Annotated in this window: 19 protein-coding genes, 1 tRNA gene and 1 pseudogene; 19 read left to right on the top strand and 2 right to left on the bottom strand. The window is 62.1% G+C overall.

Annotated elements, in window-relative coordinates; genetic code table 11:
• Positions 1–74 precede the first annotated feature (74 nt).
• Both OKW28_RS34560 and OKW28_RS34555 read right to left on the bottom strand, forming a co-directional pair.
• On the bottom strand, positions 75–710 hold the full coding sequence (locus OKW28_RS34560) for a carbonic anhydrase (protein WP_018420005.1): 636 nt from the start codon (positions 708–710) through the stop codon (positions 75–77).
• A 228-nt stretch (positions 711–938) separates the two neighbouring features.
• Positions 939–1,490, bottom strand: a complete 552-nt coding sequence (locus OKW28_RS34555) for a hypothetical protein (RefSeq protein WP_429452095.1) — start codon at positions 1,488–1,490, stop codon at positions 939–941.
• A 187-nt stretch (positions 1,491–1,677) separates the two neighbouring features.
• On the opposite strand from OKW28_RS34555, the gene OKW28_RS34550 reads away from it, so the two are divergent.
• The 19 genes and pseudogenes from OKW28_RS34550 (at position 1,678) to nuoL (ending at position 21,057) form a co-directional block, all read left to right on the top strand.
• Positions 1,678–3,102: a branched-chain amino acid ABC transporter substrate-binding protein gene (locus OKW28_RS34550; RefSeq protein WP_429452093.1), complete on the top strand. Its 1,425-nt coding sequence runs from the start codon at positions 1,678–1,680 to the stop codon at positions 3,100–3,102.
• 204 nt (positions 3,103–3,306) lie between these two features.
• Entirely contained in the window at positions 3,307–3,579 is a 273-nt protein-coding gene (gene rpsO / locus OKW28_RS34545; protein WP_008920609.1) for a 30S ribosomal protein S15, read from the top strand.
• A gap of 345 nt (positions 3,580–3,924) precedes the next feature.
• A complete protein-coding gene (pnp, locus tag OKW28_RS34540) occupies positions 3,925–6,060 on the top strand; it encodes a polyribonucleotide nucleotidyltransferase (RefSeq protein WP_429452091.1) in 2,136 nt (711 codons plus the stop codon).
• Between the two features lie 150 nt (positions 6,061–6,210).
• Complete coding sequence (locus tag OKW28_RS34535) at positions 6,211–7,227, top strand: NAD(P)H-quinone oxidoreductase (protein ID WP_429452089.1); 1,017 nt, start codon at positions 6,211–6,213, stop codon at positions 7,225–7,227.
• 167 nt (positions 7,228–7,394) lie between these two features.
• Complete coding sequence (tpiA, locus tag OKW28_RS34530; RefSeq protein WP_429452087.1) at positions 7,395–8,171, top strand: triose-phosphate isomerase; 777 nt, start codon at positions 7,395–7,397, stop codon at positions 8,169–8,171.
• Positions 8,172–8,253: 82 nt separating this feature from the next.
• A complete protein-coding gene (secG, locus tag OKW28_RS34525) occupies positions 8,254–8,640 on the top strand; it encodes a preprotein translocase subunit SecG (protein WP_184010188.1) in 387 nt (128 codons plus the stop codon).
• 112 nt (positions 8,641–8,752) lie between these two features.
• Positions 8,753–8,837 (top strand) — tRNA-Leu (locus tag OKW28_RS34520).
• A gap of 158 nt (positions 8,838–8,995) precedes the next feature.
• The gene (locus OKW28_RS34515; protein WP_018420012.1) at positions 8,996–9,355 is read left to right on the top strand and encodes an NADH-quinone oxidoreductase subunit A; all 360 of its coding nucleotides are present in this window, start codon (positions 8,996–8,998) and stop codon (positions 9,353–9,355) included.
• Between the two features lie 62 nt (positions 9,356–9,417).
• Positions 9,418–9,897: a NuoB/complex I 20 kDa subunit family protein gene (locus OKW28_RS34510; RefSeq protein ID WP_006052903.1), complete on the top strand. Its 480-nt coding sequence runs from the start codon at positions 9,418–9,420 to the stop codon at positions 9,895–9,897.
• 20 nt (positions 9,898–9,917) lie between these two features.
• Positions 9,918–10,520, top strand: a complete 603-nt coding sequence (locus tag OKW28_RS34505; RefSeq protein WP_429452085.1) for an NADH-quinone oxidoreductase subunit C — start codon at positions 9,918–9,920, stop codon at positions 10,518–10,520.
• A gap of 9 nt (positions 10,521–10,529) precedes the next feature.
• Complete coding sequence (locus OKW28_RS34500) at positions 10,530–11,783, top strand: NADH-quinone oxidoreductase subunit D (RefSeq protein WP_429452083.1); 1,254 nt, start codon at positions 10,530–10,532, stop codon at positions 11,781–11,783.
• A gap of 132 nt (positions 11,784–11,915) precedes the next feature.
• A pseudogene (nuoE, locus tag OKW28_RS34495) lies at positions 11,916–12,402 on the top strand (NADH-quinone oxidoreductase subunit NuoE).
• The gene (nuoF, locus tag OKW28_RS34490) at positions 12,399–13,724 is read left to right on the top strand and encodes an NADH-quinone oxidoreductase subunit NuoF (protein ID WP_429452081.1); all 1,326 of its coding nucleotides are present in this window, start codon (positions 12,399–12,401) and stop codon (positions 13,722–13,724) included. The pseudogene nuoE and the gene nuoF overlap by 4 nt, the downstream one beginning before the upstream one ends.
• A 156-nt stretch (positions 13,725–13,880) precedes the next feature.
• A complete protein-coding gene (gene nuoG, locus OKW28_RS34485; protein ID WP_429452079.1) occupies positions 13,881–16,214 on the top strand; it encodes an NADH-quinone oxidoreductase subunit NuoG in 2,334 nt (777 codons plus the stop codon).
• Positions 16,215–17,279 (top strand): NADH-quinone oxidoreductase subunit NuoH, encoded by a 1,065-nt coding sequence (gene nuoH, locus OKW28_RS34480; protein ID WP_429452077.1) that lies wholly within the window; start codon positions 16,215–16,217, stop codon positions 17,277–17,279.
• A 15-nt stretch (positions 17,280–17,294) separates the two neighbouring features.
• Positions 17,295–17,783 carry an NADH-quinone oxidoreductase subunit NuoI gene (gene nuoI / locus OKW28_RS34475; protein ID WP_175150600.1) on the top strand — a complete coding sequence of 163 codons (489 nt, stop codon included), beginning with the start codon at positions 17,295–17,297 and terminating at the stop codon, positions 17,781–17,783.
• Between the two features lie 192 nt (positions 17,784–17,975).
• Positions 17,976–18,668 carry an NADH-quinone oxidoreductase subunit J gene (locus OKW28_RS34470; protein WP_184010205.1) on the top strand — a complete coding sequence of 231 codons (693 nt, stop codon included), beginning with the start codon at positions 17,976–17,978 and terminating at the stop codon, positions 18,666–18,668.
• 20 nt (positions 18,669–18,688) lie between these two features.
• Positions 18,689–18,994, top strand: a complete 306-nt coding sequence (gene nuoK / locus OKW28_RS34465) for an NADH-quinone oxidoreductase subunit NuoK (RefSeq protein WP_006052894.1) — start codon at positions 18,689–18,691, stop codon at positions 18,992–18,994.
• A gap of 17 nt (positions 18,995–19,011) precedes the next feature.
• Positions 19,012–21,057, top strand: coding sequence for an NADH-quinone oxidoreductase subunit L (nuoL, locus tag OKW28_RS34460; protein ID WP_429452074.1), 2,046 nt, complete (start codon positions 19,012–19,014; stop codon positions 21,055–21,057).
• Positions 21,058–21,061: the final 4 nt, after the last annotated feature.

Raw genomic sequence — 21,061 nt, 5'->3', positions numbered from 1 at the left:
AACAGGTATGGCCCGATGACGATTCCGCTGTCGGCTCCGTCCCGCGGTTCGAATGGGACGGCCGACGCGCTTCGCTAGGCCGCGCTGTGCGCCGCGGTCGTGCAGGTCATCGCGTCGTCGGCGGTATAGCCGGAGGTGAGAACCTTGATGCGCCCGTCGTCGAGCGCAAAGATCCAGCCATGCACGAGCGGCGCCGGCTCAGCCTCGTGCACGATCGGGCTCGCCCGTAGCTGCCGCACCTGTTCGAGCACGTTCAGCTCGGCGAGGCGATTGACGCGATCCGGCTCGGTCGCCGCGCCGTCCAGCTCCGAGTGATGCGTTTTGGCGAGTGCGCAGAGCGGCGCGATACGGCGGTTCACATGGGGCAGCGCGGGGTCCGGCGGCAGCAGCGCGGCGCGCACGCCGCCGCAGCCATAGTGGCCGCAGACGATCACATGGCCGACCTTGAGCACCCGCACCGCGTATTCAAGGACGCTTGCGACGTTGTCGTCGCCGGGATGAAACAGGTTGGCGATGTTGCGATGGACGAACAGATCGCCGGGCTCGCAATGCGTGATCGTTTCGGCGGGCACGCGGCTGTCCGCGCAGCCGATCCACAGAATGTGTGGATTCTGTCCGCGCATCAGGTCGCGAAAAAATGCCGGATTACGCGTCGCGGTTTCATGGGCCCACGCGACGTTGGCGACCAGCAGGTGTTTGGGTCGGTTCATCGTAGCAACTCCGTATGAGAGGCAATTGACCTGGCACCGGACCGAAACCGCGCCTGCACGGTCGATTGCGAGCCGGTGCCCGAATGGTGTTTACAATAACCTTTCCTTCGCAAAATTGGTGACGTAAACAGGATAAAATTCTGTTTTATGCTTAAGCAATAAAAAAGCCGCCTATCGAAGGCGGCTTTTTTGAGATTTGGTACTTCTTCCGAAGAGGGCGCTCAGTGCTCAGAACAGGTTGCGGCGGTCGGGGTCGTGCAGCGGGTCGGGGGTCTTCTGCGTGAGGCGCAAGATGCCCTGGTCATCGAAGTAGAAGTTGTACATCATGTACCAGACGTTGTCTTCGAGATAGCGATAGGTCCAGACTTCGCGCCTCATCATCGGGAAGTACGACGTTTCGACCGGGCGGCCGAAGTTCACCAGCACGTCGCCGCGCGTCCATTTGCCGATCTCGGCGCGGTAGAACTCGTTGGGCTGCAGCACCTGGCGCATGTTGATGATCTTGCCGCCCGCGTCGATGTCGGCGGCGGTGGTGGTTTCGCCCATCGGTTGGGTCGGCCACATCAGACGCTTGCCGCCGTCGGGCAGATCATAAGTTTCGCGCGGCGGACCGAGGCGCGCGATGACCGTCGATGCGTCCGCTCCCTGTTGATACTGCTGCCACGGCTGGGCGCAGCCGGCGAGCGCGAGCACGCACAGGCAAACGAGCGCGGCGCGGCGCAGACTGGCGCCGGCCGGGGCTGTGATAGCAGCCGCCGTGGGGTGGTGGCGGTTCGGCATGTATTCCTCCGATGGCGTTTGAATAGCGGTTCTTATCATCGAAACGCACTATTTTGACACGCGCTGTGGCGAAAGAACGGCGTTGCCTGAACGTGCGTCGTCACCAAACGGTAACGGATGCGCCGGCTTGCCTATTCCGTGCGCGTCATCCTATGATCCGCGCTTCGAAGATTCAGGCGGGACGACCATGACGGCGATGTGGCGAGGGGCGGCGGCGGTTGCGCTGACGGCGATTTCGATGGCGGTGGCGGGAGTTGGCGTGGCTGAGGCGGCGAATCCGGCCTCGACGGGCGCGAGTCAGGCGTCCGCGCAGGGGACCGTTCCGCCCATCGGCAAGGCGGGGAGCCGCGCGGCCACGCTGGCGGCAAGCCCGGCCGGTAATCACGCAAGCAAGTCCGCGAGCCTGCCGGCCGGCAAACTCACCGGTACGCCAATCCAGCTCGCGCTGATCGAAGGCATGTCCGGCCCGTTCGCGAACGCGGGCGCGGCGGTCGAGCGCAATCTGCGTTTCGGTGTCGAGCAGGTCAACGCGCACGGCGGCGTGGAGCTCGCGGACGGCGCGCATCCGTTCGAACTCGTCGTGCTCGATAGCAAGGGCAGCACGGAGGAAGCGCTGACGCAACTGCGCGCGGCCGCGGATCGCCATATCGGCTACATCCTGCAGGGCAACAGCTCGGCGGTCGCCGCGGCGCTGATCGGCGCGATCGAGAAGCAGAACAGCCGCGAGCCGGACAACCGCGAACTGTTCCTCAACTACTCCGCCGACGACCCCGCGCTCACCAACGCGGACTGCAGCTTCTGGCACTTCCGCTTCGACGCGCACGCCGGCATGCGGATGGCCGCGCTCGCCGAGGTGATCGAGCGCGACAAGGCGGTGAAAAAGGTGTACCTGCTGAACCAGGATTACAGCTTCGGACACGACGTGAGCAGCCTCGCGCGTTCGACGCTCGCGGCGAAGCGTCCCGACATCGCGGTGGTCGGCGACGAATTTCACCCCATCGGCCGCGTGAAGGATTTCGCGCCGTACATCGCGAAGATCCGCGCAAGCGGCGCGGACGCCGTGATCACCGGCAACTGGGGCAACGACCTGACGCTGCTCGTGAAGGCGGCGCGCGAGCAGGGCCTCGACGCGAAGTTCTACACGTTCTACGGCAACAGCCTCGGCGCGCCGGCCGCGCTTGGCGATGCAGGCGTGGGTCACGTGATCGCGGTGGCCGAGTGGCATCCGAATGTCGGTGGCGCGGCCTCCGACGCGTGGTACGCGGCGTTCCGCGCGCGCTTTCCGGCCGCCCAGGACGACTTTCCGGTGCTGCGTATGCCACTGATGATCGAAACGCTCGCTGCCGCGATGAGCCGCGCCGGCAGCGCCGATCCGACGGCGGTCGCGAAAGCGCTCGAGGGCATCCGCTTCGACAACGGTATTCACGCATCGTGGATGCGCGCCGATGACCATCAGCTGATCCAGCCCCTCTACGTGATGCAGATGGACAAAGCCGGCACACCCGGCGTGCATTTCGATAACGAAGGGTCGGGCTATGGCTTTCGCACGGTGCTGGCGCTACCAGCCGAGCGCACACTATTGCCGACGGTCTGCCGGATGCGGCGCCCCTGAGCGCCCGCGAGCGACACTCAATCCGCCTTGCTGGCCCGGGGTTCGCGGCCGGAATCGGCTGTGCTACAATACGCGTCCCGTTGTTGGGCTGGGTTCTGATTCAGTCAATACAGCCACGAACGGGACTCAGTAAATTGTGAAACGGGTATCCCACGGCACGGCCTTTCTTCCGTGACCGCCTGTCCAGTTATCAAGGAAATTGACATGTCCGCAGTTGAAGCAAGCAAGAAGTCCGAAGTCGTCGCGCAATTCGCACGCGCAGCCAACGACACCGGCTCCCCCGAAGTTCAGGTCGCGTTGCTCACGACCCGTATCAACGAACTGACCTCCCACTTCAAGGAGCACACGAAGGATCACCACAGCCGCCGCGGTCTGCTGCGTATGGTGAGCCGCCGTCGCAAGCTGCTCGACTACCTGAAGGGTAAGGACGCGGATCGTTACCGCAGCCTGATCGAGAAGCTGGGTCTGCGTAAGTAATCGGCCAGTCGTTCAGCAAGATGCCTGTGTCAGTTTCGCTGATACAGGCATTTTGTTTTTGCGCGGCGCGCTTCGTGTAACGCGCACCGCCTGTGATCCGCGGCGTATGCCGGTTCGCGCGGCGTCCACGGGCAAGCGCAGTAGCAGTAGCAGATCAGCAGTAGAAGAAGCAGTAACAGGAACAAGGCTGGGCTTCAGGGCAGAGTTTTGTGTCATTCCAGCGGTTCGCGCGCAGTCGCAGCACGTGACCCTCTGGAATGGCATAGCACGACTCTTCCCATGCGGCGCCGGCCCTGGCGTTGCCGCGCCGCTCCGGTCCGCGCGGCATTAAGATGAGGAAAAGCAATGACTATGTTCAATAAGATCGTCAAAGAGTTTAAGTGGGGGCAGCACAACGTTCGCCTCGAAACCGGTGAAATCGCTCGCCAGGCGGGCGGCGCGGTGATCGTCGACGTCGAAGATACCGTGGTGCTCGCCACCGTGGTCGGCGCGAAGACCGCGAAGCCGGGCCAGGACTTCTTCCCCCTCACCGTCGATTACATCGAAAAGACCTACGCCGCCGGCAAGATCCCGGGCGGCTTCTTCCGCCGCGAAGGCCGTCCGTCGGAAGGCGAGACGCTGATCTCGCGCCTGATCGACCGTCCGCTGCGTCCGCTCTTCCCGGAAGGCTTCTACAACGAAGTGCAGGTCGTGATTCACGTGCTGTCGCTGAATCCAGAAATCCCCGCCGACATCCCTGCGCTGATCGGCGCCTCGGCGGCGCTCGCGGTGTCAGGTCTGCCGTTCAACGGCCCGGTCGGCGCGGCGCGCGTGGCCTACATCAACAACGAATACATGCTGAACCCGACGCGTCCGCAGATGAAGGAATCGGCGCTCGACCTCGTCGTCGCCGGCACGGAACGCGCGGTGCTGATGGTCGAATCGGAAGCGCAGCAACTGAGCGAAGAAGTGATGCTCGGTGCCGTCGTGTTCGGTCATGAACAGATGCAGACCGCGATCGACGCGATCCACGAACTGGTCCGCGAAGGCGGCAAGCCCGAGTGGGACTGGCAGCCGGCCACAAAGAACGAAGCGCTGATCGCGCGTGTGACCGAATTTGCGCAAGCCGATCTGCTCGCCGCGTACCAGATCCGCGACAAGCAGGCTCGCTCGACCAAGCTGAAGGAAGTCTACGCGGCGACCTCGGCGAAGCTCGAGGAAGAAGCGGCGGCAGCGGGCACCGTGGCGGCCGACAAGGCGTCGGTCGGCAATGTGCTGTTCGACATCGAAGCGAAGATCGTCCGTACGCAGATCCTGAACGGCGAGCCGCGTATCGACGGCCGCGACACGCGCACCGTGCGCCCGATCGAAATCCGCACCGGCGTGCTGCCGCGTACCCACGGCTCGGCGCTGTTCACGCGCGGCGAGACGCAGGCGATGGTGGTCGCGACGCTCGGCACGAAGGGCGACGAGCAAAACATCGACGCGCTCGAAGGCGAGTACCGCGAACGCTTCATGCTCCACTACAACATGCCTCCGTTCGCGACGGGCGAAACGGGCCGCGTCGGTTCGCCGAAGCGCCGTGAAATCGGTCACGGCCGTCTCGCCAAGCGCGCGCTCGTCGCGTGCCTGCCGAGCGCCGACGAATTCGGCTACTCGATCCGCGTCGTGTCGGAAATCACCGAGTCGAACGGTTCGTCGTCCATGGCTTCGGTGTGCGGCGGCTGCCTCGCGCTGATGGACGCCGGCGTGCCGATGAAGGCGCACGTCGCCGGTATCGCGATGGGCCTGATCCTCGAAGGTAATCGCTTTGCGGTGCTGACCGACATCCTCGGCGACGAAGATCACCTTGGCGACATGGACTTCAAGGTCGCGGGTACGGAGCAAGGCGTGACCGCGCTGCAGATGGACATCAAGATTCAGGGCATCACGAAGGAAATCATGCAGGTCGCGCTCGCGCAGGCGAAGGAAGGCCGCATGCACATCCTCGGCAAGATGACCTCGGCCGTGGCCGGCGCGAACACCCAACTGTCGGAGTTCGCACCGCGCATGATCACGATCAAGATCAACCCGGAAAAGATTCGCGACGTGATCGGCAAGGGCGGCTCGGTGATCCGCGCGCTCACCGAAGAAACCGGCACGACGATCGACATTTCGGATGACGGCGTCGTCACGATCGCGAGCACGAACAGCGAAGGCATGGCCGAAGCGAAGCGTCGTATAGAAGCGATCACGATGGAAGTCGAAGTGGGCCAGGTGTACGAAGGCACCGTGCTCAAGCTGCTCGACTTCGGCGCGATCGTGAACATCCTGCCGGGTAAGGATGGTCTGTTGCATATCTCCGAGATCGCGAACGAGCGCATCAAGGACATCAACGACTATCTGAAGGATGGCCAGCAGGTGAAGGTCAAGGTCATCCAGACGGACGAGAAGGGTCGTGTGCGTCTGTCGGCGAAGGCATTGCTGAACGACGCGCCGCAAGGCGAGCCGACGCCGCAGTAAGGCGGTAGCGGACAAACGGCCGGCCGTGTCATGCGCGCCGGCCGTTTTTCATGCAGGATGGATTGCGTTGCGCATTCAAATCGCAGCGCGGCGCTACGGCAGACGGCAGCAACGGGTAGGTAACGCAATCCAATCTTGGAGTTGACGCAGATGAAAGCGATCGAAATCACTGAATTCGGTGCGCCGGAAGTCCTCAAGCTGGCGGAGCGTCCGACGCCGCAGCTCAAGGCTGGCGAGGTGCTGATCAAGGTGGCGGCATCCGGCATCAATCGTCCGGACGTGTTTCAGCGCAAGGGCGGCTATGCGCCGCCGCCGGGAGCGTCGGATCTGCCGGGGCTGGAGGTGGCGGGCGAGATCGTCGGCGGCACGATCGACGCGAAGAACAACCCGTTCGGTCTGAAGATCGGCGATCGCGTGTGCGCGCTGCTCGCGGGCGGCGGCTACGCGGAATTTGCGGCCGCGCCGCTGCTGCAATGCCTGCCGGTGCCGGCGGGGTTGTCGGATATCGAAGCGGCTTCGCTGCCCGAGACTTTTTTCACGGTGTGGAGCAACGTCTTCAATCGCGCGCAACTCGGCCAGGGCGAGGGCGGTGCGAATGAAACGCTGCTCGTGCAGGGTGGTTCGAGCGGCATCGGCGTGACGGCGATCCAGATTGCGCACGCGCTCGGCTTGCGTGTGTTCGCGACCGCGGGCTCGGACGAAAAGTGCCGCGCGTGCGAAACGCTCGGCGCCGAACGCGCGATCAACTACAGGACTGAGGATTTCGTCGAAGTCATCAAGTCGCTGACCAACGATCGCGGCGTGGACGTGATCCTCGACATGGTGGCAGGCAGCTACGTGCCGCGTGAATTGTCGGCTCTCGCCGATGGTGGCCGTATCGTACTAATTGCGCTGCTCGGCGGCGCGAAGGCGGAGCTGAACCTGAACGAAGTGCTGCGCCGCCGTCTGACGGTGACCGGTTCGACGCTGCGACCACGGCCGATCGAGTTCAAGGCGCAGATCGCCGCGCAACTGAAGGAGCGCGTGTGGCCGCATCTCGAAGCTGGGCGCATCAAGCCGGTCGTGCATCGCGTGTTTCCGGCCGCCCAGGCTGCCGACGCGCATGCGCTGATGGAAAGCGGTACGCACGTCGGCAAGATCGTGTTGGCGTGGGGTCAGGAGGGTTGACGTCATCGGTTTGACCCGATCCACCCCACGCAGTAAAATTGCGCGTTTTGCGCGCGCCGGATCAATCCAACGGGCGGGCCGCGAGCGCAGGAACAAACTGCAGCGAGGCGCGAGCGAAGTCCGCCGGTAGAGCAGGCCGGACTGGCAAGACAGGACAATACAAGACGATGTCGAATCAACAACGAGCCAAACTGGTAGTCGGTAACTGGAAGATGCATGGGCGGCTCGCCGCGAACGCCGCGTTGCTGCAGGCAGTGGCACAGGGCGCCAGTGAATTGCCGGCCGACGTGCGCGTCGGTGTGTGCGTGCCGAGCCTCTATCTCGGGCAGACTCAGTCGCTGCTCGAAGGCAGCCCGGTCGTGTGGGGCGTGCAGGACGTGTCCGCGTTCACGCATGGCGCCTATACCGGCGAAGTGGCTGCGCCGATGGTGACGGACTTCGGCGCCACGTTTGCAATCGTCGGGCACTCGGAGCGCCGCGCGTATCACCGCGAAAGCGCCGAACTGGTCGCGGTGAAAGCGCAGCGTGTGCTCGAGGCGGGTTTGACGCCGATCGTATGCGTCGGCGAAACGCTCGAAGAACGCGAAGCGGGTTGGACCGAGCAGGTCGTCGGCGGTCAGCTCGATGAGGTGCTCGCGAAGCTGTCGGCTCAGGAAGCGGCTCGCCTCGTCGTCGCATATGAGCCGGTGTGGGCAATTGGCACCGGCAAGAGCGCGTCGGCGGCACAGGCGCAGGCCGTGCATGGGTTCCTGCGCGCACGTCTCGCGGCCAAGGGTGCGGCGGACGTGCCGTTGCTATACGGCGGCAGCGTTAAGCCGGACAACGCGGAAGAACTGTTCCGTCAGCTCGATATCGACGGCGGCCTGATCGGCGGCGCGTCGTTGAAAGATCAGGATTTCCTGGCGATCTGCAAGGCGGCCGCTGCGACCAGCGTGGCTGGTTAAGCTGGGCGTCTCGGCGAGGATGACTCCATTTCGCGCAACACACAGTGTGCGGCGCGGTTAAATAAAGACTCAGGTGAGTGTGATGCTGTATTTGAAAACATTGATTATCGTCGTTCAGTTGTTGTCGGCGTTCGGGGTCATCGGACTTGTGTTGCTGCAGCACGGCAAAGGTGCCGATATGGGCGCGGCTTTCGGCAGCGGCGCGTCGGGTAGCCTGTTCGGTGCGACGGGTTCGGCGAACTTCCTGTCGCGTACCACGGCAGTGCTCGCAGCGCTGTTCTTTGCCACGACACTGGCACTCACTTACCTTGGTGCGTATCACGTGAAGCCGTCGGCAGGCGTGCTGGGCGCGGCAGCTACTGCGCCGGTCGCGGCTTCGGCGCCGGCTGCGGGCTCGGCCCCGGTGGCGGCATCGCCTGCAGCGCCGGCTTCGCCTGCGTCGGTTCCGGCGACGGGCGTGCCGAAATAAATTTTCGGTGGACGTGGTCTTGTGCGTTGAACAATCTGCTTAAGCAAGTTACAATTCAAGTCTTGAAGCGATTCGCGGGTTTTGCAAGTTGTTTTCCCGGATTGCATATAGTGCCGACGTGGTGAAATTGGTAGACACGCTATCTTGAGGGGGTAGTGGCGAAAGCTGTGCGAGTTCGAGTCTCGCCGTCGGCACCAAATGTTATCTAAATGCCAGCCGTTTGCTTCGCTTCGGCTGGCATTTTCACTTCTGGCGTATCGCTGTACGGCTTACGTCATGCGCGTTGAGGAAGTGATTTCGCGTCAGGGGTGCTATGCTCCTGACGGCACTCAGAACCAACCGATTGAGGATTGTCTTGAACCTCGCAGCCTATTTCCCCGTTTTGCTGTTCCTTATTGTGGGCACCGGTTTAGGCGTAGCACTGGTCAGTATTGGCAAGCTCCTCGGTCCCAACAAGCCCGACACCGAGAAAAACGCACCGTACGAGTGCGGCTTCGAAGCATTCGAAGATGCGCGCATGAAATTCGACGTGCGCTACTACCTCGTCGCCATTCTCTTCATCATTTTCGACCTTGAGACCGCGTTCCTGTTCCCGTGGGGCGTGGCGTTGCGTGACATCGGCTGGGCTGGGTTCACGGCAATGATGATTTTCCTGCTCGAGTTCCTGCTTGGCTTTGCCTACATCTGGAAGAAGGGCGGCCTCGACTGGGAATGATGGATTAATCGCCGGTTTGCGTGGGTGGCCAGGCTTGTCGCCCCGTCTGGAGTGGAAAGCAAATGAGTATCGAAGGGGTCTTGAAGGAAGGGTTTGTCACCACTACGGCGGACAAACTGATCAACTGGACGCGCACCGGCTCGCTGTGGCCGATGACGTTCGGTCTTGCGTGCTGCGCGGTCGAGATGATGCATGCGGGCGCTGCCCGTTATGATCTCGACCGTTTCGGCGTGGTGTTTCGTCCGAGTCCGCGTCAGTCGGACGTGATGATCGTCGCCGGCACGCTGTGCAACAAGATGGCGCCCGCTCTGCGCAAGGTTTACGACCAGATGGCGGAGCCGCGGTGGGTGATCTCGATGGGCTCATGCGCGAACGGCGGTGGCTATTACCACTACTCGTACTCGGTGGTGCGCGGCTGCGACCGGATCGTCCCGGTCGACGTGTACGTGCCGGGTTGTCCGCCCACGGCGGAAGCGCTGGTATACGGCGTGATCCAGCTGCAAGCCAAGATTCGCCGCACTAACACCATCGCCCGTCAATAAGGCCAACGCCTCCCCACAATATGGCAAGCAAACTCGAGACCCTGAAAGCGAACCTCGAGGCGGCCTTTGGCGGCCTCCTGTTGAGCGTGACCGAGTCGGTCGGTGAATTGACGATCGTCGTCAAGGTAGGCGACTACCTCAACGTGGCAAAGCGTCTGCGCGACGACCGCTCGCTCGGTTTCGAGCAGTGTGTCGACCTGTGCGGCGTCGATTATCAGACCTACGCCGAAGGCGCTTACGACGGTCCGCGTTTTGCGGCCGTGCTGCATCTTCTGTCGGTACAAAACAACTGGCGTCTGCGTCTGCGCGTGTTCGCACCGGATGACGACATGCCGATCCTGCCGTCCGTCGTCGACATCTGGAATTCGGTCAACTGGTACGAGCGCGAAGCGTTCGACCTGTATGGCATCGTCTTCGAAGGTCACCCGGACCTGCGCCGCATTCTGACCGACTACGGTTTCATCGGTCATCCGTTCCGCAAGGATTTCCCTGTCTCCGGCTACGTCGAGATGCGTTACGACCCGGAAGAGAAGCGCGTCGTCTATCAACCGGTGACGATCGAGCCGCGGGAAATCACACCGCGCGTGATCCGCGAGGATCGCTATGGCGGTCTGAAACATTAAGAGAACGTCATGGCAGAGATCAAGAACTACACGCTCAACTTCGGCCCTCAGCACCCGGCAGCGCACGGTGTGCTGCGTCTCGTGCTCGAACTCGACGGCGAAGTGATCCAACGCGCCGATCCGCACATCGGTCTGCTGCATCGCGCGACTGAAAAGCTCGCCGAAAGCAAGACGTTCATCCAGTCGGTGCCGTACATGGATCGTCTCGACTACGTGTCGATGATGGTCAACGAGCACGGCTATGTGCTGGCCATTGAAAAGCTACTCGGCATCGACGTGCCGCTGCGCGCGCAATACATCCGCGTGCTGTTCGACGAAGTCACGCGCGTGTTGAATCACTTGATGTGGATCGGCTCGCACGCGCTCGACGTCGGCGCGATGGCGGTGTTCCTCTACGCGTTCCGCGAGCGCGAAGACCTGATGGACGTGTACGAAGCGGTGTCGGGTGCGCGGATGCACGCGGCTTACTATCGTCCGGGCGGCGTCTATCGCGATCTGCCTGACGCAATGCCGCAATACAAGGCATCGAAGATTCGCAATGCGAAAGCGTTGTCGAGGATGAACGAGAACCGGCAGGGTTCACTGCTCGACTTCATCGACGACTTCTTCACGCGTTTCCCGACGTACGTCGACGAATACGAAACGCTGCTCACCGACAATCGGATCTGGAAGCAGCGTCTGGTCGGCATCGGCGTGGTGAGCCCGGAACGCGCGCTGCAACTCGGCATGACCGGGGCGATGCTGCGTGGCTCTGGCATCGAGTGGGACCTGCGCAAGAAGCAGCCGTACGAAGTTTATGACAAGCTCGACTTCGACATCCCGGTCGGCGTGAATGGTGACTGCTATGACCGCTATCTGGTGCGCGTCGAAGAAATGCGTCAGTCCACGCGTATCGCGAAACAGTGCATTGAGTGGTTGCGCAAAAATCCCGGCCCGGTGATGACGGACAATCACAAGGTTGCGCCGCCGTCGCGCGTCGGCATGAAGTCGAACATGGAAGATCTGATCCATCACTTCAAGCTGTTCACCGAAGGCTTCCACGTACCGGAAGGCGAGGCGTACGCCGCAGTCGAACATCCGAAGGGCGAGTTCGGCATCTATCTGATCTCGGACGGCGCCAACAAGCCGTATCGCCTGAAGATTCGCGCACCGGGCTATGCGCACTTGTCCACGCTCGATGAAATGGCGCGCGGTCACATGATCGCCGACGCAGTAACGATCATCGGCACGCAGGACATCGTGTTCGGCGAAATAGATCGCTAGGACGTATTCATCGACGCGTGTCTGCGGTCATCGCACCGCCAGCGCGTCAAGTAAAGGAACGCCGGGTCTGTCGCAGTATGACGTCAGCGACGGGTTTTCGTTCGGTAGGAATTGAAAGAGTCGTGTCTGAAAATGATCTCAGCTGAAGGCCTGAAAGAAATCGATCGTGCGGTCGCAAAGTAACCCCGCCGATCAGAAACAGTCCGCCGTGATGTCGGCGTTGGCCACTGCTCAAACGGAGCATGGCTGGCTGTCGCCCGAACTCATGCAGTTCGTCGCGGATTATCTCGGCATGCCGGCAATCGCCGTGCAGGAGGTAGCGACCTTCTACACGATGTATGAGACCTCGCCGGTCGGCAAGTTCAAGATCACGCTCTGTACGAACCTGCCGTGCCAGCTCGGCCCGGACGGCGGTTCCGAAAGCGCCGCTGAATACCTGAAGCAGAAGCTCGGCATCGACTTCGGCGAAACCACGCCCGATGGCAAATTCACGCTGAAAGAAGGTGAATGCATGGGTTCGTGCGGCGACGCGCCGGTGATGCTGGTGAACAACCAACGCATGTGCAGCTTCATGAGCCGCGAGAAGATCGACCAGCTGCTCGAGGAACTTTCGAAATGACGTCTTTACACGATCGTCACATCAAACCGCTGATTCTCGCCGGCCTGAACGGCGACAACTGGCATCTCGAAGACTACGTTGCGCGCGGCGGTTACGCGCAGCTGCGCCGCATCCTGGAAGAAAAAATCGCGCCCGAGCAGGTAATCGCCGACGTCAAGGCGTCGGGCCTGCGCGGCCGCGGCGGCGCGGGCTTCCCGACCGGTCTGAAGTGGAGCTTCATGCCGCGTCAGTTCCCGGGCCAGAAGTACCTCGTCTGCAATTCGGACGAGGGCGAGCCGGGTACGTTCAAGGATCGCGACATTCTGCGCTTCAATCCGCATTCGCTGATCGAAGGTATGGCGATCGGCGCGTACGCGATGGGCATCACGGTCGGCTACAACTATATTCACGGCGAAATCTGGGAAGTCTATAAGCGCTTCGAAGAAGCGTTGGAAGAAGCTCGCCGCGCCGGGTTCCTCGGCGACAACATCATGGGCTCTGGCTTATCGTTTCAGCTGCATGCGCATCACGGTTACGGCGCGTACATCTGTGGCGAAGAAACCGCGCTGCTCGAATCGATCGAGGGCAAGAAGGGGCAGCCGCGCTTCAAGCCGCCGTTCCCGGCGAGCTTTGGCGTGTACGGCAAGCCGACCACGATCAACAACACCGAAACGTTCGCGGCGGTGCCGTTCCTGCTCGCCATCGGCCCGCAGAATTACCTTGAAATCGGCAAGCCGAACAACGGCGGCACGAAGATTTTCTCGGTGTCGGGCGACGTCGAGCGTCCGGGCAATTACGAAATTCCGCTCGGCACGCCGTTCGCGACGCTGATGGAACTCGCCGGCGGCATGCGCGGCGGCACGAAGATCAAGGCTGTGATTCCTGGTGGTTCGTCGGCGCCGGTGATTCCGGGCGAGATGATGATGCAGACCGACATGGATTACGACTCGATCGCGAAGGCCGGCTCGATGCTTGGCTCAGGCGCAGTGATCGTGATGGACGAGACGCGCTGCATGGTGCGCTCGCTGCTGCGCCTGTCGTACTTCTATTACGAAGAGTCGTGCGGTCAATGCACGCCTTGCCGTGAAGGCACGGGCTGGCTGTATCGCGTCGTGCATCGAATCGAACATGGTCTCGGCCGCCAGGAAGATCTGGATCTGCTGAACTCCGTCGCGGAAAACATCATGGGCCGCACGATCTGCGCGCTCGGCGACGCGGCCGCTATGCCGGTTCGGGGCATGCTCAAGCACTACTGGGACGAATTCGAATATCACGTCGCCCACAAGCATTGCCTCGTCGGCGGTCATGCCGGCACGGCGGCGCTCGAAACAGTGGCTGCCTGACGGTGGCTGCCTGACGGTGGCTGCCTGAGTCGGCCCGCCAGGTTCGGCTGACGGATAACTACCAGACGAACACCTCAACCGCAGGATTCATGGCCCGAAGCGGGCGATGAACAGGCGAACGATTGAGCGGTAACAGGTTAAGGAAGATTGACCATCATGGTTGAACTGGAAATAGACGGCAAGAAAGTCGAGGTGCCTGAAGGCAGCATGGTGATCCAGGCTGCGCATAAGGTCGACACCTACATTCCTCACTTCTGCTATCACAAGAAGCTGTCGATTGCGGCCAATTGCCGGATGTGCCTGGTCGATGTCGAAAAGATGCCGAAGGCCGTGCCCGCGTGCGCGACGCCGGTGTCGGCCGGCATGATCGTGCGCACCAAGTCGGACAAGGCGGTGAAGGGCCAGCAAGCCGTGATGGAATTTCTGCTGATCAACCATCCGCTCGATTGCCCGATCTGCGACCAGGGCGGCGAATGCCAGCTGCAGGATCTGGCCGTTGGTTACGGCAAGTCGTCGTCGCGCTACAGCGAAGAAAAGCGCGTGGTGTTCCACAAGAACGTGGGCCCGCTGATCTCGATGGAAGAGATGTCGCGCTGCATTCACTGCACGCGTTGCGTTCGCTTCGGCCAGGAAATCGCCGGCGTGATGGAACTCGGCATGCTGGGCCGCGGCGAGCACTCGGAAATCACGTCGTTCGTCGGCAAGACGGTCGACTCCGAACTGTCGGGCAACATGATCGACCTGTGCCCGGTCGGCGCGCTCACGAGCAAGCCGTTCCGCTACAGCGCCCGTACGTGGGAGCTGTCACGCCGCAAGTCGGTGAGCCCGCACGATTCCGTCGGTGCGAACCTCATCGTGCAGGTGAAGAACAATCGCGTGATGCGCGTTCTGCCGTTCGAAAACGAAGCGATCAACGAGTGCTGGATCTCGGACAAGGACCGCTTCTCGTACGAAGGCCTGAACAGCCCCGAGCGTCTGACCAAACCGATGCTCAAGCAAGGCGGCCAGTGGGTCGAAACCGACTGGCAGACCGCGCTCGAATACGTGGTCAAGGGTCTGAAGGGCATCAAGAGTGACCACGGCGCGAACGCCCTTGCCGCGCTGTCGAGCGCGCACAGCACCGTCGAAGAACTGTTCCTGTTGAAGCAGATCGCGCAAGCGGTCGGCACGCCGAACGTCGACTTCCGTCTGCGTCAGTCGGATTTCTCGGCGCCCGTTACTGGCGCGCCGTGGCTCGGCGGCACGATCGCCGATCTGTCGAATGTCGATGCGGCGCTCATGATCGGCTCGGATCTGCGCCGTGACCATCCGCTGTTCGCCGCGCGTTTGCGCCAGGTCGCACGAGGCGGTTCGGCACTTACGCTGCTCCAGGCCACCAACGACGACGCGATGATCCCTCAGGCGCAACGCGTGGTCGCGGCGCCGTCGGCATGGCTCGAGGTGTTGGCAGGCATCGCCGGCGCGGTGGGCGAAGCGAAGGGCGTCGCGCTGCCGGAAGCATTCGCGGGCACGCAGCCGACGGACGCGCACAAGCAGATAGCGAAATCGCTGACTACCGGCGAGCGCCGCGTCGTGCTGCTCGGTAACGAAGCGGTCCGTCATCCGGACTTCGCGGCGATCCACGCCGCGGCGCAATGGATTGCCGAGGCAACCGGTGCAACGCTCGGTTTCCTGACCGAAGCGGCCAACACGGTCGGCGCGCACCTCGTGAACGCACTGCCGGGCGAAGGCGGTCTGAACGCGCGCGAAGTGTTCGAGCAGCCGCGCAAAGGCTATCTGCTGTTGAATCTCGAGCCGGAATTCGACACGGCCAATCCGGCGCGGGCGCTTGCGGCGCTGAAGCAGGCCGAAATGGTCGTCGTGATGTCGCCGTTCCAGACCGGCGCCGACTACGCCGACGTGCTGCTGCCGATTGCGCCATTCACCGAATCGGGCGGTACGTTCGTCAACGCCGAAGGCACGGTGCAGGCGTTCAACGGCGTCGTGCGGCCACTCGGCGACACACGTCCGGCCTGGAAGGTGTTGCGCGTGCTGGGCAGCTTGCTCGGCGCGCCGGGCTTCGAATATGACACGGTCGAAGAAGTGCGTGCGGCCGCGCTCGGCGACGGCGAGATGAAGTCGCGTCTATCGAACCGCACCAGCGTCGCGGTGACGCGCGGCCAGGCCGCGAAGGCGGCGGAAGGCAAGTTCGAGCGTCTCGCGAACGTGCCGATCTATCATGCCGATGCGCTCGTGCGTCGCGCGGAGTCGCTGCATCTGACCGCGGCGGCCCGTACGGCGAATTCGGTCGGCCTGCCGGCTGCGCTGTTCGACAAACTGGGTTTGAAAGAGGGCGACGCGGTGCGCGTTCGTCAGGGCGAGCAAGCGGTGCAGTTGCCGGCCGTGCGCGATGCGAATCTTGCGGAGACGGTCGTCCGCGTATCGGCGGCTACGCCTGCCGGTGCAGCGCTGGGCAGCCTGTTCGGTGAACTGGTGGTGGAGAAGGCGTAAATGAGCTTGTTCGATACGATCAACTCGGGCGGCGCCCAACTTCTCGGTGTGGCATGGCCCACGGTGTGGGCGCTCGTGCGCATCCTGGTGGTGGCCGTCGCGATCCTGCTGTGCGTCGCTTACCTGATCCTGTGGGAGCGCAAGCTGATCGGCTGGATGCATGTGCGTCTCGGTCCGAACCGCGTCGGTCCCGCCGGGCTCTTGCAGCCGATCGCCGACGTGCTGAAACTGCTGCTGAAGGAAGTGATCCAGCCCGCCCAGGCAAGCCGCTGGATCTACCTGATCGCGCCGATCATGGTGGTGGTGCCGGCCTTCGCGGTCTGGGCGGTGATTCCTTTCCAGGCGGGCGCGGTGCTCGGTGACATCAACGCGGGTCTGCTATACGCGATGGCGATCTCGTCGATCGGCGTGTATGGCGTGATTCTGGCCGGCTGGGCGTCGAACTCGAAGTACGCGTTCCTCGGCGCGATGCGCGCCGCCGCGCAGATGGTCTCGTACGAAATCTCGATGGGCTTCGCGCTGGTGGTCGTGCTGATGACGGCCGGCACGCTGAACCTGTCTGGCATCGTCGGCTCGCAGGAGCAGGGCTTCTTCGCCTCGCACGGCCTGAACTTCCTCTCCTGGAACTGGCTGCCGCTGCTGCCGATGTTCGTCGTGTACTTCATCTCGGGCATCGCCGAAACGAACCGCCACCCTTTCGACGTGGTGGAAGGCGAATCGGAAATCGTCGCGGGCCACATGATCGATTACTCGGGTATGGCGTTCGCGCTGTTCTTCCTCGCCGAGTACATCAACATGATCGTCATCTCGGCATTGGCTGCAACTCTGTTCCTCGGTGGCTGGAGCGCACCGTTCGGGTTCCTGTCGTTCATCCCGGGCATCGTCTGGCTCGTCGCCAAGGTTTTCTTCCTGTTGTCGGTGTTCATCTGGGCGCGTGCCACGTTCCCGCGCTACCGCTATGACCAGATCATGCGTCTCGGCTGGAAGATCTTCATTCCGGTTTGCGTGGTGTGGCTCGTGGTGGTCGGCTTCTGGATCATGTCGCCGTTGAACATCTGGAAATAAAGGGCGGATGAACCTATGACCGCAATCCAAAACTTCTTCAAGACTTTCTTCCTCACGGAACTGCTGAAAGGCCTCGCGCTGACCGGACGCTACGCGTTCCAGCGCAAGGTCACCGTGCAGTTCCCTGAAGAGAAGACCCCGATCTCGCCGCGTTTCCGCGGTCTGCATGCGCTGCGCCGCTATGAAAACGGCGAAGAGCGCTGCATCGCGTGCAAGCTGTGCGAAGCAGTGTGCCCGGCGCTCGCGATCACAATCGAATCGGAAACGCGCGCGGACAACACGCGCCGCACGACGCGCTACGACATCGACCTGACCAAGTGCATCTTCTGCGGTTTCTGCGAAGAAAGCTGCCCGGTCGATTCGATCGTCGAGACGCACATTCTCGAGTATCACGGCGAGAAGCGCGGCGACCTTTACTTCACGAAGGACATGCTGCTGGCCGTTGGCGACCGCTACGAAGCAGAAATCGCCGCCAACAAGGCAGCCGACGCACCGTATCGTTGAAGCGCTTTCCCGCTGATGCATTAATTGCGGCAATAAAATCAGTAACACGGCCTGCTGTCGGGCCGACCGCCGCGGCCTGAACGCCGCGGCACGGCGCACCTGTGTGGCGGTTCTGGCGGTTTCGTCCGCTTTTGCTAACCACGCGTGCCAAAGAACAATGCCTGACGATGGCCTAACGATGAACCGGTAATCATGGAATTCACGACCGTACTGTTCTACATCTTCGCGCTGCTCCTGGTGGTTTCAGGGCTGAAGGTGATCACCTCGCGCAACCCGGTATCGTCCGCACTGTTTCTGGTGCTGGCGTTCTTCAACGCAGCCGCGATCTGGATGCTGCTGGAGGCTGAGTTCCTCGCGATCCTGCTGGTGCTGGTCTACGTCGGCGCGGTGATGGTGCTGTTCCTGTTCGTCGTGATGATGCTGGACGTCAATCTCGACGTGCTGCGCAAGGACTTCAAACGCTTCGTGCCGATGGCCTCGGCGGTGGGCGCGATCATCGTGATCGAAACCGCGCTGATCCTGTGGCACGGCTACGGCGCGACCACCACGGCGCTGCACGACACGGCCGCGGCCGCCGCTGGCATGGGCGACTGGTCGAACACGCGCCTGATCGGCAAGGTCATCTATACCGACTACATCTTCGCGTTCGAAATTGCCGGCCTGATCCTGCTGGTTGCCATCATCGCGGCGATCGCGCTGACCACGAGCCACAAGAAGGACAGCAAGCGTCAAAACGTCAGCGCACAGGTCAAGGTGCGCGCACAGGACCGCGTGCGCGTCGTGAAGATGCCGTCAGAGAAAACCGCGGCGACTCTCGCGGCGGAACAAGCGGCTGCCGCGGCAGCGGCAGCAGCAGCCGACTCGGCACCGGCCAAGAACAGCTGAGCGGACAGGAGATAGAAATCATGTTGACCCTTGCCCATTACCTTGTCCTCGGCGCGATCCTGTTTGCGATCAGCATCGTCGGCATTTTCCTGAACCGCCGCAACGTCATCATCATCCTGATGGCGATCGAACTGATGCTGCTCGCGGTGAACACCAATTTCGTCGCGTTCTCGCACTACCTCGGCGACGTGCATGGCCAGATTTTCGTCTTCTTCGTGCTGACCGTTGCGGCAGCCGAAGCGGCGATCGGTCTCGCAATTCTGGTGACCCTGTTCCGTAGTCTCGACACGATCAATGTCGAGGATCTCGATCAGCTCAAAGGTTAATTTCAGGAAAAGCGGTTATGTCCACGATACTCAATGAAAACCTGCTGTTGGCAATTCCGCTGGCACCGCTCGCTGGTTCCCTGATTGCGGGGCTGTTCGGCAAGGCGATAGGGCGGGCGGGTGCGCATTCGGTCACGATCCTCGGCGTCGCGATTTCGTTCATCCTGTCGGTCATGGTCTTTTTCCAGGTGATGGACGGCGCGAGCTTCAACGCTACCGTTTATCAATGGATGTCAATCGGCAAGACCCAGCTCGAAGTCGGTTTTCTGGTCGACTCGCTGACCGCGATGATGATCTGCGTGGTGAACTTCGTGTCGCTGATGGTGCATATCTACACGATCGGCTACATGGCCGACGACGACGGCTACCAGCGCTTCTTCTCGTACATCTCGCTGTTCACGTTCTCGATGCTGATGCTCGTGATGAGCAACAACTTCCTGCAGCTGTTCTTCGGCTGGGAAGCGGTGGGTCTCGTTTCGTACCTGCTGATCGGCTTCTACTTCAAGCGTGAGAGCGCGATCTACGCGAACATGAAGGCGTTCATCGTGAACCGCGTCGGCGACTTCGGTTTCCTGCTCGGCATCGGTTTGCTGTTCGCGTTCGCCGGCTCGATGAACTACGGCGAAGTCTTCGCGAAGCGTACCGAACTCGCGGCGCTGAACTTCCCGGGTACCGACTGGGGCCTGCTGACGGTGGCTTGCATCTGCCTGTTCATCGGCGCGATGGGTAAGTCGGCTCAGTTCCCGCTGCACGTGTGGCTGCCGGACTCGATGGAAGGCCCGACGCCGATCTCCGCGCTGATTCACGCGGCGACCATGGTGACGGCCGGTATCTTCATGGTCACGCGCATGTCGCCGCTCTTCGAACTGTCGGATACGGCGCTGTCGTTCGTCATGGTCATCGGTGCGATTACCGCGCTGTTCATGGGTTTCCTCGGGATCGTCCAGAACGACATCAAGCGTGTGGTCGCTTATTCCACGCTGTCGCAGCTCGGTTACATGACGGTCGCGCTCGGCGCGTCGGCATATTCGGTCGCCGTGTTTCACCTGATGACGCACGCGTTCTTCAAGGCGCTGCTGTTCCTCGGCGCGGGTTCGGTGATCATCGGCATGCATCACGATCAGGACATGCGCAACATGGGCGGCTTGCGCAAGTACATGCCGATTACGTGGATCACGTCGCTGATCGGTTCGCTCGCGCTGATCGGCACGCCGTTCTTCTCGGGCTTCTACTCGAAAGACTCGATCATCGACGCGGTGAAACTGTCGCATCTGCCGGGCTCGGGTTTCGCGTACTTCGCGGTGGTCGCAAGCGTGTTCGTGACCGCGTTGTATTCGTTCCGTATGTATTTCATGGTGTTCCACGGTGAGGAGCGCTTCCGCAATCCGAAGCACCCGGAATCGCCGATGGGCGCAGAAGCAGAGTCGCATGGGCATGACGCGCACGGCCACGACGACCACGCTCACGAGCCGCACGAAACGCCGTGGGTCGTGTGGGTGCCGCTCGTGCTGCTGGCGATTCCGTCGATCGTGATCGGCGCGATCGGCGTTGGTCCGATGCTGTTCGGCGACTTCTTCCAGCACGGCGTCGCGTTCGACAGGGTGATCTACATCAGCGAGAACCATCCGGCGCTGCATGAGATGACCGAAGAATTCCAGGGCTGGGCATCGATGGGTCTGCACTCGGTGTCGGGCCTGCCTGTGTGGCTCGCGCTCGCAGGCGTGGTGGTCGCATGGTTCCTGTATCTGGTCCGTCCGGATCTGCCCGCTGTCATCAAGCGCGCATTCGGCCCGATCTACACGTTGCTCGATAACAAATACTACATGGACAAGATCAACGAAGTCGTGTTTGCGCGAGGCGCGGTGGCCATTGGCCGGGGTCTGTGGAAGGAAGGCGACGTGGTCGTGATCGACGGCATCGTCAACGGCAGCGCACGCTTTATCGGCTGGTTCGCGAGCGTGATCCGCTTCCTCCAATCCGGCTACATCTACCACTACGCGTTCGCCATGATCATCGGCATGCTGGGGCTCCTGACCCTGTTCGTAACGCTCGGCGGCAAATAAGGCG

The organism is Paraburkholderia sp. 40 (genome assembly GCF_050434105.1).
Classification (GTDB): domain Bacteria; phylum Pseudomonadota; class Gammaproteobacteria; order Burkholderiales; family Burkholderiaceae; genus Paraburkholderia; species Paraburkholderia tuberum.
Note: the sequence above shows the minus strand (reverse complement) of the source record. Positions and strands in the feature narration are given on the sequence as shown.

Coding starts and splice junctions, on each gene's coding strand:
- OKW28_RS34560 (WP_018420005.1), bottom strand. CDS start 710: ATGAACCGACCCAAACACCTGCTGGTCGCCAACGTCGCGTGGGCCCAT.
- nuoH (WP_429452077.1), top strand. CDS start 16,215: ATGAGCTTGTTCGATACGATCAACTCGGGCGGCGCCCAACTTCTCGGT.
- nuoL (WP_429452074.1), top strand. CDS start 19,012: ATGTCCACGATACTCAATGAAAACCTGCTGTTGGCAATTCCGCTGGCA.
- OKW28_RS34505 (WP_429452085.1), top strand. CDS start 9,918: ATGGCAAGCAAACTCGAGACCCTGAAAGCGAACCTCGAGGCGGCCTTT.
- nuoI (WP_175150600.1), top strand. CDS start 17,295: ATGACCGCAATCCAAAACTTCTTCAAGACTTTCTTCCTCACGGAACTG.
- OKW28_RS34500 (WP_429452083.1), top strand. CDS start 10,530: ATGGCAGAGATCAAGAACTACACGCTCAACTTCGGCCCTCAGCACCCG.
- pnp (WP_429452091.1), top strand. CDS start 3,925: ATGACTATGTTCAATAAGATCGTCAAAGAGTTTAAGTGGGGGCAGCAC.
- nuoK (WP_006052894.1), top strand. CDS start 18,689: ATGTTGACCCTTGCCCATTACCTTGTCCTCGGCGCGATCCTGTTTGCG.
- secG (WP_184010188.1), top strand. CDS start 8,254: ATGCTGTATTTGAAAACATTGATTATCGTCGTTCAGTTGTTGTCGGCG.
- OKW28_RS34470 (WP_184010205.1), top strand. CDS start 17,976: ATGGAATTCACGACCGTACTGTTCTACATCTTCGCGCTGCTCCTGGTG.
- OKW28_RS34535 (WP_429452089.1), top strand. CDS start 6,211: ATGAAAGCGATCGAAATCACTGAATTCGGTGCGCCGGAAGTCCTCAAG.
- OKW28_RS34550 (WP_429452093.1), top strand. CDS start 1,678: ATGACGGCGATGTGGCGAGGGGCGGCGGCGGTTGCGCTGACGGCGATT.
- nuoF (WP_429452081.1), top strand. CDS start 12,399: ATGACGTCTTTACACGATCGTCACATCAAACCGCTGATTCTCGCCGGC.
- rpsO (WP_008920609.1), top strand. CDS start 3,307: ATGTCCGCAGTTGAAGCAAGCAAGAAGTCCGAAGTCGTCGCGCAATTC.
- OKW28_RS34555 (WP_429452095.1), bottom strand. CDS start 1,490: ATGCCGAACCGCCACCACCCCACGGCGGCTGCTATCACAGCCCCGGCC.
- tpiA (WP_429452087.1), top strand. CDS start 7,395: ATGTCGAATCAACAACGAGCCAAACTGGTAGTCGGTAACTGGAAGATG.
- nuoG (WP_429452079.1), top strand. CDS start 13,881: ATGGTTGAACTGGAAATAGACGGCAAGAAAGTCGAGGTGCCTGAAGGC.
- OKW28_RS34510 (WP_006052903.1), top strand. CDS start 9,418: ATGAGTATCGAAGGGGTCTTGAAGGAAGGGTTTGTCACCACTACGGCG.